The organism is Enterocloster citroniae, assembly GCF_040545455.1.
Classification (GTDB): Bacteria; Bacillota; Clostridia; order Lachnospirales; family Lachnospiraceae; genus Enterocloster; species Enterocloster citroniae.
On the sequence record NZ_JBEPLZ010000028.1, the window covers coordinates 40688 to 58495 of the forward strand.

At 50.2% G+C, this 17808-nt stretch carries 13 protein-coding genes; 12 read left to right on the plus strand and 1 reads right to left on the minus strand.

Annotated features, from left to right (window positions below; all coding sequences use genetic code 11):
• Window positions 1-40: 40 nt before the first annotated feature.
• The 6 genes from ABID13_RS24595 to ABID13_RS24620 all read left to right on the plus strand — a co-directional run bounded on the left by ABID13_RS24595 (window position 41) and on the right by ABID13_RS24620 (window position 8479).
• Window positions 41-2032 carry an oxidoreductase gene (locus tag ABID13_RS24595; RefSeq protein WP_048930374.1) on the plus strand — a complete coding sequence of 664 codons (1992 nt, stop codon included), beginning with the start codon at window positions 41-43 and terminating at the stop codon, window positions 2030-2032.
• Between the two features lie 15 nt (window positions 2033-2047).
• Complete coding sequence (locus tag ABID13_RS24600; protein WP_048930375.1) at window positions 2048-2941, plus strand: cupin domain-containing protein; 894 nt, start codon at window positions 2048-2050, stop codon at window positions 2939-2941.
• Between the two features lie 276 nt (window positions 2942-3217).
• Window positions 3218-3712 (plus strand): GNAT family N-acetyltransferase, encoded by a 495-nt coding sequence (locus ABID13_RS24605; RefSeq protein ID WP_048930376.1) that lies wholly within the window; start codon window positions 3218-3220, stop codon window positions 3710-3712.
• 211 nt (window positions 3713-3923) lie between these two features.
• Window positions 3924-4853 carry a helix-turn-helix domain-containing protein gene (locus ABID13_RS24610; protein WP_048930377.1) on the plus strand — a complete coding sequence of 310 codons (930 nt, stop codon included), beginning with the start codon at window positions 3924-3926 and terminating at the stop codon, window positions 4851-4853.
• A gap of 115 nt (window positions 4854-4968) precedes the next feature.
• Window positions 4969-6774, plus strand: a complete 1806-nt coding sequence (locus ABID13_RS24615; RefSeq protein ID WP_048930378.1) for an ABC transporter ATP-binding protein — start codon at window positions 4969-4971, stop codon at window positions 6772-6774.
• Window positions 6734-8479 carry an ABC transporter ATP-binding protein gene (locus ABID13_RS24620; protein WP_048930379.1) on the plus strand — a complete coding sequence of 582 codons (1746 nt, stop codon included), beginning with the start codon at window positions 6734-6736 and terminating at the stop codon, window positions 8477-8479. Before ABID13_RS24615 ends, ABID13_RS24620 begins: the two co-directional genes overlap by 41 nt.
• A gap of 24 nt (window positions 8480-8503) precedes the next feature.
• Here the strand turns inward: ABID13_RS24620 and ABID13_RS24625 are convergent, their stop codons facing one another.
• On the minus strand, window positions 8504-10354 hold the full coding sequence (locus tag ABID13_RS24625) for a putative bifunctional diguanylate cyclase/phosphodiesterase (RefSeq protein ID WP_048930380.1): 1851 nt from the start codon (window positions 10352-10354) through the stop codon (window positions 8504-8506).
• Between the two features lie 349 nt (window positions 10355-10703).
• Here ABID13_RS24625 and ABID13_RS24630 point away from each other — a divergent pair, with 349 nt between their 5' ends.
• The 6 genes from ABID13_RS24630 (at window position 10704) to ABID13_RS24655 (ending at window position 17801) form a co-directional block, all read left to right on the plus strand.
• On the plus strand, window positions 10704-11987 hold the full coding sequence (locus tag ABID13_RS24630) for a hypothetical protein (protein WP_048930381.1): 1284 nt from the start codon (window positions 10704-10706) through the stop codon (window positions 11985-11987).
• 194 nt (window positions 11988-12181) lie between these two features.
• The gene (locus ABID13_RS24635) at window positions 12182-12358 is read left to right on the plus strand and encodes a helix-turn-helix domain-containing protein (protein ID WP_156200125.1); all 177 of its coding nucleotides are present in this window, start codon (window positions 12182-12184) and stop codon (window positions 12356-12358) included.
• A 163-nt stretch (window positions 12359-12521) separates the two neighbouring features.
• Window positions 12522-13727, plus strand: a complete 1206-nt coding sequence (locus tag ABID13_RS24640; protein ID WP_048930382.1) for a GGDEF domain-containing protein — start codon at window positions 12522-12524, stop codon at window positions 13725-13727.
• Window positions 13728-13735: 8 nt separating this feature from the next.
• Window positions 13736-14983 carry a GGDEF domain-containing protein gene (locus ABID13_RS24645; protein WP_007870870.1) on the plus strand — a complete coding sequence of 416 codons (1248 nt, stop codon included), beginning with the start codon at window positions 13736-13738 and terminating at the stop codon, window positions 14981-14983.
• 23 nt (window positions 14984-15006) lie between these two features.
• Window positions 15007-16056, plus strand: coding sequence for a cobalamin B12-binding domain-containing protein (locus tag ABID13_RS24650; protein WP_048930383.1), 1050 nt, complete (start codon window positions 15007-15009; stop codon window positions 16054-16056).
• Complete coding sequence (locus ABID13_RS24655) at window positions 16053-17801, plus strand: putative bifunctional diguanylate cyclase/phosphodiesterase (protein WP_048930384.1); 1749 nt, start codon at window positions 16053-16055, stop codon at window positions 17799-17801. The genes ABID13_RS24650 and ABID13_RS24655 overlap by 4 nt, the downstream gene beginning before the upstream one ends.
• The last annotated feature ends 7 nt before the right edge of the window (window positions 17802-17808 follow it).

Below are 17808 nucleotides of genomic sequence, written 5' to 3' on the forward strand. Positions count from 1 at the left end.
CGTGTTCGGCGAACAATGATATGTGAAAGGAGACAGTAAAATGAAAACCACGTATGAGGCTTTATTTGAACCAGCGTATATTGGCAAATGTAAGCTGAAGAACAAGATGGCCATGGCTCCCATGGGGCCCATCGGCTATGCGGACCCACATTTTGCCTTTAACCAGAGACTCCAGGATTACTATGTGGAGCGGGCGAAAGGCGGCATCGGTCTGATCATTACAGGTGTCTGTACCGTGAATGTGGATGTAGAGGGCATTGGCTCACCGGGTATTCCGTGCGTAACCAAGAACCCCAAGGCATTTGTACATAACGGGAACCAGATGAATGACAGGATCCACGCCTATGGGGCCAAGATCTTTTTGCAGATGACTGCTAATGCAGGAAGGAGTACCATGCCCGGCATGGTTCAAAACTGTATTGCGCCGTCCGCCCAGGAGAACCGGTTTGATCCGTCTCTCATCCATCGTGAGATGACCAGGGAGGAAATCCGGCAGTATACAAACGATTTTATAAAAGGCGCTGTCATCGCCAAGCGGGCAGGATTTGACGGCGTGGAGATCCATGCGGTCCACGAGGGATACCTGTTGGACCAGTTCGCCATCGCTCTCTATAACCATCGGGAGGATGAGTACGGCGGAAGCCTGGAGAACCGTCTGCGCTTTGCCACGGATATTGTCCGCGGGATCAAGCATGCCTGCGGTCAGGATTTCCCCGTGTCCCTGCGCTTCAGTTTAAAGAGCTGCATGAAGGGGCTGCGTCAGGGAGCCCTTCCGGGTGAAGTCTATGATGAGGCCGGGCGGGATATAGATGAGGGGATCCAGGCGGCAAAGTTCCTGGTATCCGCCGGTTACGATGCTCTGAATGTAGATGCCGGAACTTATGATTCCTGGTACTGGAACCATCCGCCCATGTATTTTGAGGAGGAAGGAATGTACCGGCCATTTGGTGAGATCCTGAAAAAAGAGGTGGATGTACCCATCATCCTGGCGGGCCGGATGGAGAACCCGGATATTGCCGTGGAGGCATTGGGAAAATCCTGCGATATCGTGGAATACGGCCGCCAGCTTCTGGCCGACCCGGATTACCCGGAGAAGCTGCGCAGAGGCCGTCTGGACGAGGTACGGCCCTGCCTGGGATGCCATGAAGGATGTCTGGGAAGAATTTCCAAGGCTCCTGTGTCCTGCGCGGTGAATCCCGCCTGCGGGCGTGAGATGATTTATGGGATCACCCCCGGGGCCAGAAAGAAAACCGTCCTGATCGTGGGCGGAGGCGTGGCTGGCTGTGAGTGCGCCCGGGTAGCCGCCGCAAGAGGGCACAAAGTGATCCTGTGTGAAAAGTCCGGCTGTCTGGGCGGCAACCTGATCCCCGGCGGCATGCCGGAATTTAAGCGCTATGACCATCAGCTGGTGCGCTGGTATGAACGGCAGCTGGAGCTGGCCGGCGCAGAGGTGCGTCTGGGACAGGAGATGAATGCCGGGGAAGTGGAGCGGTTTCCGGCAGATGTGGTGGTCATCGCAACCGGGTCCGTTCCCATACGGCTTTGCCGGGAAGAACTGTCCGCGGCCGTGACGGCGGATGAGGTGCTGATGGGCCGTGTGGTCCCGGGAGAACATGTGGTCATGATCGGCGGCGGCCTGGTAGGATGCGAGACAGGACTGTGGCTTGCAAAGCAGGGGAAAAAGGTGACCGTGGTGGAGATGCTTCCGGAGATTCTGGGCGGACCCAAGGCCCTGCCGTTTATGAACTATTCCATGCTCCTGGATCTTCTGAAGTATCATGGGGTAAAGATTTTAAAGAACGCCCGGGTTACCTCCATCCATGACCGTATTGCGTCAGTAGAGCAGGAGGGTGGAATAACACAGCTGGAAGCAGACACAGTGATCTCAGCCGTGGGATACCGGTCCGAGAACCGGCTGTATGAGGCAGTGAAGAACATGGACCGGGAACTTTACAATGTGGGGGATTCCAGCCGGGTTCACAATATCATGTACGCCATATGGGATGCATATGAAGTGGCAAGGAATATATAAAGGGGGAAAACAGGAATGAAAAAACAGTATGAGCATTTGATCATAAAAGGTATACGCTGGGTGGATTCCCTGCCGGATCATGAAGGTTCTGTGGGAGGGAAAGGATTTCACATTCTGATGAACGGGGAACTGGTGCCGGAGGCCAATGCCTGGGTGTGCCCAACCGTATTCCAGATCACCGGGCGCCAGTCGGAGATCGTGGCTTCGGGCACAGGCGCAAAGGCCAACCCGCATATCCATGAAGGGGATGAGATGTATCTGATCCTGGGAGAAAAAGGGGCTGTGGAATTCTGCATTACGCTGGGGGACGACACCTATTACCTGGAATCACCCAGTGCGGTCTATATCCCGGCGGGGCTTCCACATTCCATCCGTCCCACACGTTTTACCGAGGGGACCTACGGGGGATCCTGTCAGATCTACCTTTCCAGGGATTACGTGACAAAGCCGGTACCCGAGCATCCGATACGGATTGAGAATACGGAACATCTGATCGTAGGCGACATCCAGTGGGTGAAGAGTCTTCCGGACCACGAAGGTTCCGTGGGGGACAAAGGCTTTCCAATCCTGATGAACGGAGATCTGGTGCCGGAGGCCAATGCCTGGGTATGCCCAACCCTGTTTCTGGCGACCGAGCGCCAGGTGAAGATCGTGGAAGCCGGTACAGGGCCGAAGGCCAATCCGCATACCCACGAAGGGGATGAGATGTATCTGATCCTGGGGGATGAGGATGTTGTGGAATTCCAGATCACACTGGGAAATGATACCTATGATCTCACATCCCCCTGTGCAGTGTACATCCCGGCCGGCCTGCCCCATTCCATACGCGCCACAAAGTTCACCCAGGGGCGGTACGGAGGTTCCTGCCAGATCTATCTGGATAAAAATTATGTGACCAGACCGGTTTAAAAGTAAGGGATTCCAGAAACTGATAATTGAACGGAAGAGAGAGGGTCTGCTGTACCAGATTGGTGCGGCGGATCCTTTTTTGGGGATAGAGGGGGAGGCAAGATGGTGTCTAAGCGACCAGACAGGATTGTGAACAGAAGAATGAAGTAATGAGATGAAATGAGCTGATTGACATTTCCATGCGCTAATATTAGAATGAGAAAAGCTGGTTATGCATCTATACGCATTAGGCAAATAGGGCATACACGACAAATTGAATTTATTGAAGGGATAATAATGAGAATCGAAACAGAGCGGCTTAATATTATTGCACTTACCCCAGAGCAGCTTGAACTATGGACGCATAGCATTGGAGAACTTGAAAAGGAACTGCTATGCTCATACAAGGCGGAGCCAATGGAGGGCTTATTTCGTGAGATTGTATGCGGACAAGCAGAAAAAGCTAAAAAGGATCCGGACAATTACCTATGGCACACTTTTTGGTTTATTATTAAAAAGACGGATCATTGTGTAGTTGGATCGGTTGATTTTAAGGACGTTCCTAATAGTGACGGAGAAGTTGAAATAGGCTATGGCTTAGGGCGTGAATTTGAGCATAACGGTTATATGACAGAAACGGTTCAGGCGTTTTGTAATTGGGCTTTGCAGCAGGACAAAGTCAAGCACATTATTGCTGAAACAGATGTTGACGGCGCTTCATCGCAAAGAATTCTAACAAGATGCGGTTTCAAAGAATATGCCAGAAATGATACTGTATGGTGGCGGTTATAAATCCCGGTTTGCAGGCTTTGGAAAGGGTTATTAACATGCTCTGCAATCTGAGAAATAACTTGAGCGGGCCATCTGACCATGGTATAATAAAAGCATTAGCCAAAGCTAACTGAAATGGTTTTATGCTTATGGAAAGGGTGGTCATATCTTGCCGACAACACAATATAAACTTTTTCAAGACCGATCCATTTACCGGGATATCTGTGCTCCTATGACACAGCAGTTTTGCGGGAAAATGAAGGATCAGATTATTTCACTGTCTCCGGATATGGGGGCAGGTTACTTTCGTTACATTTCCCCGTGTAAAAATGTAGAAATGTATGTGAGTGATGTAACCTTCCGCAAGAGGACTGTTTTAAAGGAACAGACAAACAGGGAGTCTTTTTCCATCTCTTTTTGTATTTCTGATATTCTGGAATGGGGAAAGCCGGGCACACAGGGATCTGCCTTATTGGAAAGAGGTGATTGCTGTGTATATGAGAATGGCAGATATGAGGTGGAGAATTATTATGAAGCAGGACTGCGGTATATTGGAATTGGTCTGAACCTGCACCCGGACCGATTCGGGGTAGTGACGGATCATTTGCTGGAAAAGAAGGCGGCCGTATCTCCTGAAATGCCTGCACATAAACTTCCCAAATACAAAATGACCAAAACAGTGGAGGCTCTCCTGCACCAGATCCTTTGCTGCAATTATATTGACAGGCTGAGATTCCTGTATCTGGAAGGAAAAATACTGGAACTCGTTGCTGCATTTGCCAATGAAGTAATCCTGGAGCAGGATTTACTTACGGTCCAAAAACAAATGTCCATATCAGACCTCGCCGCCCTGGCCAGAATCAGGAAAATAATTGATGAAACATATGCGGAGCCGATGACTATTGCAGAACTTGCAAAGATGAGTTTTATGAGCGAGTCAAAGCTGCGGAAATGTTTTCAACAGCAATATGGCATGACCATTTATCAGTATGTGTTAGAGTGCAGAATGGAGAAAGCACGGGAACTGCTTGCCGATGGGAATGATCAGGTAAAGGAGGTCGCCAGCCTGGTTGGATACAGTAATATCAGCCATTTCAGCGAAGCGTTCCAAAAGAAATTCGGCCGAACCCCCAGCATGTACATGAAATCATTCAAACATTAATTGAATGATATTTGGCGTTTGGGGGTATAAAAAAAACAGATACGGGGGGATTTTCATCTTTTTATTTTTGTATAATAGTTAGTGAATACTAACCAAATATAATAGAAAAGAGGAAATGATCTTGACGGAAAAAAAGCAAAACTGGCTGTCAGGCATATTTGGATTTATCGGAGAATATAAGGGGGCTATGATCGGTTCTGTCACTCTTGCGGTCCTGAGCGTGGCATGCGGCCTGATCCCCTATTTTGCCGTGTCCCGTATCATCATCCTGTTCTTGCAAAACGAGGCTGAGATGGGGCGTATTGCAGGGATGGCGGCAATCGCATTAGGGGGATATGCCCTGCACAGGCTGCTGTTCAGTACAGCTACGGTGTTATCCCATCAAACTGCGTTTGCGGTTTTAAAGAACATCCGAAGTGCCATTGCCGAAAAGCTGATTTGTATGCCCATGGGTACGGTCATGGGCAGATCCTCCGGACAGTACAAGGACATCCTGGTGGACGAAGTGGAACGGGTGGAGTTTCCCATTGCCCATATGCTGCCGGAATTTACATCCAACCTGCTGATCCCCGTTGCTGTATTGATCTATATGCTGACACTGGACCCGCGTCTGGCTCTTTGTTCCGTTACAACTGTGGTGCTGGGTCTGCTGTGCTTTAAACGGATGATGAGCAATTACGAAGTCCGCTTTTCCAAGTACATGGAGGCTTGCGAGACGCTTAATTCCACTGTCATTGAATATGTGAACGGCATTGAGGTGATCAAAGCGTTCGGCCAATCCACTTCCTCTTACGAGAAATATGCCGATGCGGTGAACGGTTACAGGGACTATACACTGGAATGGTATAAGCGCTCCTGGATGTTCAGTTCCGCGGCCTATTCCATCATGCCTTCCGTTCTGCTGACTGTCCTGCCCGCAGGTGCCGTATTCTACAGAAATGGGACGCTGGAACTGCCTGTGTATATCGTTTGTATAATTCTGTCCCTGGGGCTTGTGCCGCCGCTGATCAAAGTGGTGGAGTTTCTGGACAACTTTGCGGTCATGGAGCAGACGGAAGCAATGGTACAGGGGCTTTTGTCCGCGGAGGAACTGTCCCGGCCTAAGAAGGCGGGACAGCCGGATGGATATTCCTTTGAATTTAAAAATGTGGGATTTGCCTACGATAAAGCACAGGTATTGCAGGATGTATCCTTCACTGCAAAGGAGGGGCAGATGACAGCGCTGGCAGGACCTTCCGGCTCAGGCAAATCCACCATTGCCAAACTCATGGTACGCTTTTGGGATTCCGGCTCAGGCGAGATCCTGCTGGGAGGAACGAACATCCGGGATATCCCCCAGGATATTCTGATGGATCATATCAGTTACGTATCCCAGGATAACTATCTGTTCAACATTTCCATTTTGGAAAATATCCGCATCGGCAGGCCGGGAGCCACCGTTCAGGAAGTAAAAGAGGCTGCAAAAAAAGCCTGCTGTCATGAATTTATCGAAAAACTGGAGCACGGCTATGATACCCTGGCCGGAGATGCAGGCGGCCAGCTTTCAGGAGGGGAACGTCAGCGGATCGCCATTGCAAGGGCAATCTTAAAAAATGCACCTGTAGTTATACTGGATGAGGCCACGGCTTTCACGGACCCGGAGAATGAAGATAAGATCCAATCCTCTATCTCGTCATTGACCCGGGGAAAGACTTTGATCGTTATTGCCCACCGCCTGTCTACCATCGTAAACGCAGACCAGATCCTTGTGGTGGACAGCGGCCGGATCGAGGCGTCTGGAACCCATAAAAAATTGATGGAAGAATGCCCGCTGTATCAGCGCTTGTGGAGGTCACACATGGATTCTATGCGTTGGGGTATGGGCAGCAGGAAGGAGGAGTATGATCCGGATCATAAAGCGTCTTTTAAAACTGGCAGGTAGGGATGCCTTTAAGATCAAGCTGGGATTCCTGTTTGGATTTCTGGAATCGATATTCAGCGCCCTTCCTCTCATTGCAGTATTTTTGGTCCTCCAGGAGACCGACCGGGCGGGACAGGGCAGTGATATGATACAACTGTCGGTCATAGGGCAATGTCTGTTCCTTCTCATCACAGGTGTGGCCGGGCGGACGGTGTTCCGCTATCTCTTGTCCCGGTACCAAAGCGGTACCGGTTATGAGATTTTCGCCAAACAGCGTCTTCTCATCGGGGATATGCTGAAGCGGGTGCCTATGGGGTATTTTAATGATAATCATTTAGGGGAGATCACCTCTGCTGTCACAACGGATATGACCTTTGTGGAAATGTACTCCATGCATCTGCTGGATAAGGTGGTAAACGGATATATCGCTGTTGTGCTGTATAGTCTGGTCATGCTGCGCTTTGACTGGCGCATTGGGCTGATTTTCATCCTGGCCATTCTTATTTCAGCCTTCCTGTACCGGTATTTGCAGAAACGGGGGAAGGAGCTGGCCCCAAAACGCCAGGCTGCCCAGGCCGGACTGGTATCGGCCGTGCTGGAGTACATACAGGGGATGGCGGTGGTCAAAGCCTTTCACATGACCCGGACCAGTTCCAAGCGGGTACATGAAGCCTTTGAGGAAAGCCGTCTGGCAAATTTCAAAATGGAAAAGACACTGATCCCCATAGTGGCTGCCTATGATTTTATGTTTAAGATTGCAAGCTGTATGATCCTGGTGGCCGCTCCGTATTTCGCCCTTGGCGGCAGTATGACCTATCCCGTCATGTTCCTGCTTTTGATCGCCTCTTTTACAATTTTCTCTTCCATCGAAAATATGGGAAGCGTGACGGTCCAGGTCCGCATGATGGATGCGTCTCTGGACCGTATCGAGGCCATCAAGGATGTGGCTGTCATTGATGAGGATGGAAGAGATGTGGATCTGGATCGTTATGACATTGAACTGAACCACGCCTCATTTTCCTATGGACAGCGGGAGGTGATCCATGACGTCAGCTTTACGATCCCCCAAGGGACCATGACCGCCATTGTAGGGCCTTCCGGCAGCGGGAAGACAACCCTGTGCAATCTAATTGCCCGTTTTTGGGATGTGCAGAAGGGTGAGGTGCTGGTAGGCGGTGTCAATGTGAAGGAAATGACCTGTGACAGCCTGCTTTGCAACATCAGCATGGTCTTTCAGAAGGTTTATCTCTTTAACGATACCATCTATAATAATATCCGGTTTGGCAGGCAGGACGCTTCCTGTGAACAGGTGGAGGAAGCGGCAAAGCGTGCCTGCTGCCATGGCTTTATCACAAAGCTTCCACAGGGCTATGACACCGTGATCGGAGAGGGAGGTTCCAGCCTTTCAGGAGGAGAAAAGCAGCGTATTTCAATTGCCCGCGCTATTCTAAAGGATGCGCCAATTGTGATTCTGGATGAAGCCACAGCCAGCATTGACCCGGAGAATGAGCGGGATATCCAGCTGGCCATCGAGGAGCTGACCCAGGGGAAAACCAGGATCGTGATCGCCCACCGTCTTGCAACAATCCGGAATGCCGGCCAGATCCTGGTTGTTGACGGTGGAAGGATCGTTCAGCAGGGCTCCCATGACGAGTTAATAACAAAGCCGGGAATCTATCGGCATTTTTGGACCATCCGGCAGAAGTCGTCCGGGTGGACATTATAACAGGGGATCTTCAGGAGGATTTTACTATGAAACAGGATCAGAAAGAAGCGCTTCATATTCCTGCTGGGGCATGGGGCGGTAGAACACATAACCCTGGATGTAATCGCAGCCGATCCCTTTTAAAAATTCAACCTGTTCCATGGATTCGATCCCTTCGGCAACGGTCCGGATATTAAATTTTTTCACCAGTGATACAATGCTTTCAACCAGCGCAAGATCACGGCTTTGATCCGGACCTTCCTCAAAAAAGAAACTATCGATCTTCAGTACATCGATGGGCAGGTTTTTCAAAAGTCCCAGGGAGGAATAACCCTTTCCAAAGTCATCAATGGAGCAGGAGAAGCCGGCGTCCTTGAGCCGCTTGACGGTTTGCAGGAGCAGGGCGGAGTTGTCAAAGACCATGGATTCCGTGAATTCAATTTCCAGAAGCTGGGGCGGGATGGAATACTTGTCACGGATGCTTATGTATTTATCAACAAAATGCTGGTCATAAAATTGAAGCCGTGACACGTTCACGGATACAGGAAGTGCCTGTATTCCTGAATCCAGCAGGCTTCGGAGCCATCGGCATACATTCTCGTACACATACTGGTCCAGTCTGTCGATCATATATTTTCTCTCAAACACAGGAATAAAACGGTCCGGTGCAATGATGGTTCCGGACTGGGACTGCCAGCGGACCAGAGCCTCGGAGCAGCCGATCTTACCGGTTGCAAGGTCCACCTTTGGCTGGTAGTAGACAGTAAATTCCCGGTTTTCAATGGCGGTCAGCATCCTGTTTTCAATATCCTTTTCTTCCCAAAGATGGCTGCGAATGCTTTCATCATAATAAGCGTAATTCTGATTGGCGCCGGTTTTGACTGTTTTTCTTGCAAAGTTGGCCCGGTCTAACAGCCCATCGATATTCAGCGTCTCAACAACATCTTCCACACAGCATATGCCGCAGCTGGTGGGCAGCAGCTGGCCGTCATGAAGCGTGCTCATGTATTGAAGGATCTCCAAATCTGCCTCTGACTGGCGCTTTCCAATCTCACTTTTATCTTTATAATGGAGAAGGAGCACAAAGTTGTCCGCCGATACGCGGCCGCATAATTCATGTTCACGCAGTCCTTTTTGCAGGATTGCTCCGTACTCGGACAGCAGGAGATCTCCGTAATCATATCCAAACACATCATTAATATATTTGAAGTCTGAAAAATCCGTATAGACAATGGCAAACTTGTCCGGCAGACTGTCCAGGAGCAGCTGCGCCTTTTCCTTGAAGGCGTTCATCAGATAGACACCGGTAAGGGCATCCCGCTGGGCCAGATCACTGAGTTTTTTGTTCTGGACCTCAAGTTTCAGCAGATTCTTGGAGTTTGCCCAAAAGATAAAGATCCAGGTAAGGGACATGATCCCGATCATTACAAGACATACGCTTAATAGGAACCGCATTTGCCGTGCCGAATACGCGTCCGCGGAAAAGACCGTGCGGTTGGCCTGCTCAAAAAAATCCTCGCTTAGAGCAAGGAGCTTTGTGCTGTCGCCGGACCCGCTGCGGTTGGCGGCGATCTCGGCCTTGATCTGAGTCCACATCAGCTCCAGATCTGCCAGCTCCATCTGATAGGCAGGATCACCGGGGTCCGGAAGGCCGTATACTGCCTCCCCGCCCTGCAGTTCCGAAAGGATGCCGTCCAGATATTCGATCATCTCATCACTGGGCTGATCGGAAATCTCCAGTTTGATGAGCCGCTGGCTGGCACCGCGGACAATACCCACATAATTAATAAGCCGTCCGTTGGTCTGGGATTGGAGCAGAGTGTGGATCGTAACCCCGCTGAAGAGAAAGAGTAATAAGAATAAAGAGATAAGCCCGCCTTTGAAAAATCGCTTCATAAAAATTGCCTTCTGCAGCCAAAGCTGTCTTTCTGATTTGATATGTTCATTTCATGATCAGGTCTTGTTTTTCAGGCATGTTCATTGTTAATAAGTATAACATACTGTTCACAAGGGGTCCAGCATCTCTTTTACAAGAGGGGGAGATTAACAGGCCGGTTCGTTTAGCGTCTGCGGTATTATTTAGAAAATACTTAAAAACTTGTAAGAAAATGGCAATCAAATATTTCGATTTTGTGATGCAACTTTGATACATTTCCATGCTATCATGATACAGAACGTACATACAATAAAAGATACATGCAACAAACATACATGGCGTGAAGGACGCCGAAGGGGAGGAAGGAAGATGGAACACAGGATCACAAGATGGCGGACCACGCTGTTCAGTATTGCATTATGCAGTATGCTGGCCGGCTGCGGACATGAGGAAGGGATACAGCAGCCGGAGAACACGGATACAAGTGCAGAACAACAGCAGGAGATTAATATAAATACACAGCAGGAGGACCGGCAGCAGGACCCATGGCAGCAGGACCAGCCGGAAGGCAGTCCGTTAAATGGAGGGACAGCGGCTGGTGGAACAGATAGCGGTGACGGCAGGCAGATTCCGGACCAGACGTTTGAACTGGACCTGGCTCCTCTCGGCCGGGTGACTTTTGTTTCCTATGGGCCGGATATGGACCGGGATCCCCAGTCGGACGTTGTGTTTCAAATACAAAAGGACGGCCGTGTCACCCAGACCCTGGAGGGCATGTATGGGGATAATATCCGTGCAGAGGAGTCCTTCAACCGTGTGGAGGCCGTCTCATTTCCCGATTACAACAATGACGGTTATGATGATATAATTACCATATGCAGCTATACACCCGCGTCCGGGGCGGAGATGGGAACCGGGTATTCAGAGGCAAGGATCTACAGCGGAAATGCACAGGGCTCATTTACCCTGCAGAGAGGGGTGACGGATGCTGCCAATTCTGCTGTTGCAGAGAAAACGGTCAGATCCATCCTGGGGTTCATGGGAGTGGGCCGCGGTAATGCACAGACAGATGCACAGCCGAACGCCCAGGCAGATGCACAGCCAGACACCCAGTCAGATACCCGGGCAACGTCCGGTTGGAAGCAGGCGTATATCGACCATCTGCAGCAGCTGGATGATAACGGGTGGGATGGTTACAGTCTGATCTATATAGATGATGACACGATACCGGAGCTGGTGAAAGTGGGGTGCTGTGAAGCCATGGGCTGCAGCATTGTCAGCTATGGGGATGATGGCATAAATGAAACATCTCTGAACAGGCTGTATTTTTCTTATATTGAAAGAGGCGGACTTTTGTGTAATTCAGAGGGAAACATGGATTACTATTATGACCTGGTCTACCGTATGGAGAAGGGCCGCCTGACCCAGATCGCCTCCGGTTACCGCGGTGCCCTGGATACGCCAAGGGAGTTTGATGCAAATGGGAATTTGGTGTATGTGTATGAATGGGAGGGAGTACGGATGGGGGAAAAGGAGTATGAACAGGCCCTGGATCAGGTTTATGACGGGGACAAGGCCAGACGGGGATATGAGAGGGATATGCTGATGACCAGGGAAGAGGCGATACGGTCCATAGAAACACATGCGCAGTAAGGATGGATGAGACTGTCTTTGACCGTGTGATGTTCAGGGCCGGATCAGCCGCCTATTCCAACACCTCAAATCCAGTATATACCATTCTTGCTTCATTGGTATCAACATTGGTCAACTTTTTGTAGAACCGGTATTTCCCAGGGGGCAGAGGTCCGTAGTGATATCCAAGGGGTTCCTCTGATCTGGCCCATTATATGGGGTATTCAAAAGCCAGTATCAGCTATGCGGTCAGGATACTGGCCCAAAAGGGCTGTATAGAGCTGGACGGTGATCATATTGAACTGACCGAGGAAGGAAAAAAACTCTCAGAGGATGTGCTGGAAAAGAATCAGTTCTTTACAAACATGCTGATCCGATGCGGGGTAGCATAAGAAGGAGGCCGGCCGGCAGAAGGATTGCCCGGACAGCCCCTTTTTTGTAAAGAAATGTTTGCATGGAAGTAATTCTTATGGTAAAATTCGTATAACACACTTATGGACAGAGTCGGAGTATTATCTCTTACATACAGTGAGAATCGCCGAAGGGAGGGAGTCGATGTCGTCTGAGGTTTATTTTGGATGGGGATTGCTGCCTCCTATTTGTATGTTTTTTATCTATGGCCGTACCTCCCTTTATGCAATGACGGCTCTGGGATATCCTCAGGAATCCACGGCCGGTAATTGGCTGAAGGCAGCCCTTCCCGGTGCGCTTTTGTATACCTTTTGGTGTGTTTTTAATCTCAATCTTCTGATGCTTTATATCATCGCGTATTTCTGTCATGTCCTGCGGTGGCTTCACACCCAGGATAGCCGTGAAAAGGAACTTTTCTCCGTCAACCTGCTTCATATCATGACCATATCCATTCATATGACTGTTATTGCATTCTGCGCCCTGGCCGGGGGAGTGTCCATGAGCGCCCTGCTGGCCCAGCCCTTCTGGCGGCTTTTCATCACATACATAGTGATCGCTGTCCGCATTGGGGCTGATCTGTTAATCCCATGGCAGAAAGAGGCCCTACAGGTGATCCGCTCACAGTCGGAAAGTGCGGAAAAAGGCCCGTTTATGCTGTTTCTCTGGTTCTGCAGCATTTTTTTGGTCCTGGACAGTCTTTTATGTACGAGCACAGAGGAGTGGGTCATGCTCCCGGTCCTTCTCATAACCGGCATTGCATTAAAACAATTTTTTATCCTGCGGTGCCTGCTGCATCTTTATTCCATCATGAAAGTCAGGCATCTGGAAGAGCAGTATCTGACCCTGGAACAGGAGCTGGCGCGTCAGACCCGGCAGGCGGCTGATCTTCAGAACAGACGTGATACGGATATCCTGACCGGCGTATTCTCCCGTCAATATCTCATGGAACAGCTGGAACAACTGCTTCAGGCGGAAGCTGCCTTTTCACTTGTGTTTCTGGATCTGGACCGGCTGAAACAACTAAATGATAAAAAGGGACACAAGGCCGGAGATGAGTATCTTATACAGTTTGCCCACTCTTTTCGGGCGCAGCTGCGTGAGAATGACGTGTTTGCCAGGGTGGGCGGGGATGAATTTGTTGCCCTGCTGCCCGGGTGCTCCGAGGAAGATGCCCGGGACAAGCTGTATCAGATCCGGAGCCTGTTATCCGGAAGGGAGTGCTGCGGCCATAACCTGTCATTCAGTTTTGGGGTGGCGGGTACATCCGGCAGAGCCGGTGAGGATATGTCCCAACTGCTTCGCCGTGCGGATCTGGCCATGTACCATGACAAAGAGCAGCGAAGAGGATAGGAGGTAGGATGTTGGCAGATGATTATATAATACTGATTCCGGTCTTATCGGCCCTGGCCTATTTCTATTTTAACTGGCGGTATTTTGTTTTTTTGCAGCGTCAGAAGGAGATGCCGCATATCCGTAAGGGTTTTGTATTAATATGTTACATGATCAATTATCTGTTTTTTGTGTTCTGCAGTGCGATGGAATATGTTTTGATCGTAAATTGGTCCGTATTTGCCATGATCCTGTTTTTTGAAACAGAATGGTACACACATAAGGACAGGCGGTGTTCTCTGTTTGGCACCCTGACCGGAATCATAATTGGTTTGGCCATCAATATCTTGTTCCGGTCTGTTATTTCTATTATCATGAACCAGCCGCTGCGGGATTTTGACAACCATATTTACCACGAAGGCAACCTGAAGGGCATCCCCATTATTGTTGGCTTCGTGTTTGCCGGTATAGTGTTTCAGGTTCTCAGCATGCCGGTATTTATAAAAAGGCTTAAGCTGATCCTACGCTATCCCCAGCACCATTCATTTATGCTGGAGTTGATGACAGGGCTTTTCTTTTACCTGTTTCTGAACCTGATCCTTTACTCGGCGCCGTCCAATGACTGGGTGCTGAAGGGCTTCAGCATAAAGTCCTGCCTGTTTAGTATGGTGGGGTACTGTGTGGCGGTCTGGTACACGTGGAGGATCTGCTTACTGTCCGACTATCAGGAGAAAAGCTGGGATGTGAAGCAGAAGCTGGAGGCATGGGAGAAAATAGAACCGCAGCTGCGCCATCAGGCATTCCATGACCCGCTGACAGGTTTGTATAACCGGCAGCAGGCGGATGAGACCATATCATCCATGATGGATCAGGGGTTGGGATTTGTCCTCTGTTTTGCGGATCTGGATGGTTTGAAGCGGATGAACGATACATACAGCCATGAGGAAGGGGACCGCTATATCCGGGCTGTGACTCAGCAGCTTCGCCATGCCTGCCGGAAGGAGCAGGATCTGCTGTTCCGTTATGGCGGTGATGAGTTTATGGTACTTTATACAGGAATTTCGGCGGAAGAAGCAGCGGACCGGATGGAGGGTGTCAACATCAGGCTTGGGGAGATGGCGGCGGCAGGAGAGTTCGGATGCCCGGTCTCCATCAGCTATGGGGTGGAGGACAGCAGGCAGTTTGCAGCAGCGGAAGAAATGGTCGCAGCAGCGGACAGGAAAATGTACCGGCAGAAGAGGTTAAAACAGGGCAGATCCGGTGAACAGATCAGATAGACGGACAAGGAGGCAAAGAAACAATGGGGCTGTTGTTAATGGGACATGATCCCAAATTCCAGCGATTGACCAATGAAATATTTACCCGTCAGCTCAGGGCGGATACCCGCCTTCAGGAGGAACTGGACGGGCGGGCAAGACAGAAAATGTACCAGGATGTGCAGTACAATGTGGATTTCCTTTATACTGCCCTGGAACTGGAAGACGAAGGGATATTTGAGCGGTATGCCAGATGGCTCTTCCAGCTGCTCATCCCCCTTATGTCTTATTGTACCAGGGAACGGGTCAGGGATATCATGGTGGACCATTATGAGCTGATCCGAAGCTGCATGGAGCCGGTTACAGATGATAAACAGACAAAGCTTCACAGGCTTCTTGACTGTGCGGTCCGCGCTACCGTGGAGGAATGTGCCTGCGGCAGCCAACAGCAGGAGGTATCCGAATCATATGAACAGGAGATTGCCCGGTATTTAGACTGTATGCTGCAGGCGGACACCAAAGAGGCTATGGCCCTTATTACGGAATATGCAAAAACCGGCATTCCCCTCAGCGATATCTGCGTGGATATCGTGGCGGAGGCAATGCGAAGGGTAGGGGACCTGTGGCACAGCCACCAGATCTCTGTGGATATGGAACACTACTGTACCTCCATCACCCAAATGTCCCTTTCCCAGCTTTATCCCCTGATCTTTAATCAGCAGCGGAAGGGGAAAAAGGTGCTGGTGGCATGTGTGGGCAGCGAACTCCACGAAATAGGCGCCCGCATGGTGGCTGACATGTTTGAATACAGCGGATGGGACAGCATTTATCTGGGAGCCGCGGTCCCTGTTGAGGCGGTTGAGAACGCGGTAAGGGAACATGCCCCGGCACTGGTGGCATTATCCGTGACCATGCCCCAGCATCTGCCGCTGTGCAGGGACGCTGTGCAGCGGCTGCGGACCACATGTCCCCAGGTTAGGATAGCGGTAGGGGGACATGCCTTTGAAGAGACGGAGATATGGAAGAGCTGGGATGTGGATATTTACACAAAGGATGCAAAAGAACTTGTGGCATGGGCGGATAATAAAATATGATCGTATATATTGCGTTATGTGACAAATGCGGAATTGTAAAACGTGTGATCCGCAGTGTCCCCATTGGCATTATAAATGAGGGAAAGGATGTAAGGCATCTGTTTGAAAATGGAGAAAAACTGGACGCCCTGCTTTGCGGGCAGTCAGGCTGTGAGGATTCCCTGCGCCTTCCTATAAAGGCAGAGGGGAACCCTCTGGTTTATGTTACGGTCAGAAGCATTGATTCCCAATTGCTTTTTTTGGCCTATGATGTGGATGGCTCCCATCTGTCCCGTTTTGTGGAACTGGTCCTGTCAGCTTTGGAAACTGTCCGGGAAACCACTGGGCAGGAGGACTATGGAGCGGGTTACTACGAGATCCAGAAGCTGAACAGCCAGCTGATCAATTACCAGAGGACACAGGCTAAAACCTATGCCCAGCTTCAGAGACTGCTGGATGAGACATGGAAGGCAAAGGGCATGATCGAGATGCTGGAGCGGGACACACTCACCGGCTTATATACGGAAAAAGCTTTTTGTGACCGGGCGGCCGCCGCACTCCATGCTCATCTGCAGCAGGAGTATGATATCATTGCAGTGGATATTGAACAGTTTAAAATCGTCAATGATGTCTTTGGCACGGTGGCGGGGGATCAGCTTCTTATGGACCTGTCCGCGACCCTTACAGGCGTTCAGACAGATGAACTGAAACTTATGACAAGGGCCAGGGCGGACACCTTCTTTATGATGCTTGTAAGGGAGGAGGACTATGGGAGTCTGGACAGGAGTATCTGCTCCTTTTTGGAAAATTACCCCCTGCCCATGCGTCTGCAGATCAAGATTGGGATTTACCGTATTGAAGAAAGGGAACTTGCCATTGAACGGATGTGCGACCGCGCACTCTTAGCTGCCGCCAGCATCAAGGGGAATTATGACCGCAGGATGATACAGTTTAATGATGAAATGCATGGGAAGATGATAATGGAGCAGAAGATCGTCAATGCCATGGTGGAGTCCCTTGAAAAGGAGGAGTTCATGGTCTGCCTGCAGCCAAAGGTGGAGATCGATACAGGAAAGATCATTGGGGCGGAGGCATTGGTCCGCTGGAACCATCCCAAACTGGGTATCATTCCCCCGGACGATTTTATTCCTGCGTTTGAACGGAACGGTTTCATCTATACCATGGACCTGTATGTATGGGAAAAGGCATGCTGCATGATGCATGGGTGGAGGATGGAGGGCCTTACTGAGATACCGGTTTCCGTAAATGTGTCCAGGACAGATCTGTATCACGAGGATCTTCCGGACCGGCTGGCCCAGTTGACTAAAAAATATGGCTTATCCCCCGGAGAGCTGCACCTGGAGATCACAGAATCCGTCTATGTGAGGGACGCGGCACAGATGCTTATGGCGATCAAGAGGCTGAAAAAGGCAGGCTTCGTGATTGAGATGGATGACTTTGGAAGCGGCTATTCTTCCCTTAACATCCTTTATGAACTGCCCATTGATGTGATGAAGATGGATATGAGGTTCTTAGGCAGGGCTGACCATGAAGCGCGCAGGCAGACCGTCATGGGTCTGGTGATCAATCTGGCAAAGGAGCTGAACCTGCAGATCATCGCTGAGGGGGTTGAAACAGAGGAACAGGCCATGCTGCTTAAAAGCCTGGGGTGCGGGCTGGCCCAGGGATATCTGTATGGCCGTCCGGTTCCTGAACCGGAGTTTATCAAGTGTCTGCCCGCAAAGGAGACAAACAAGGAAACATGACGGGATA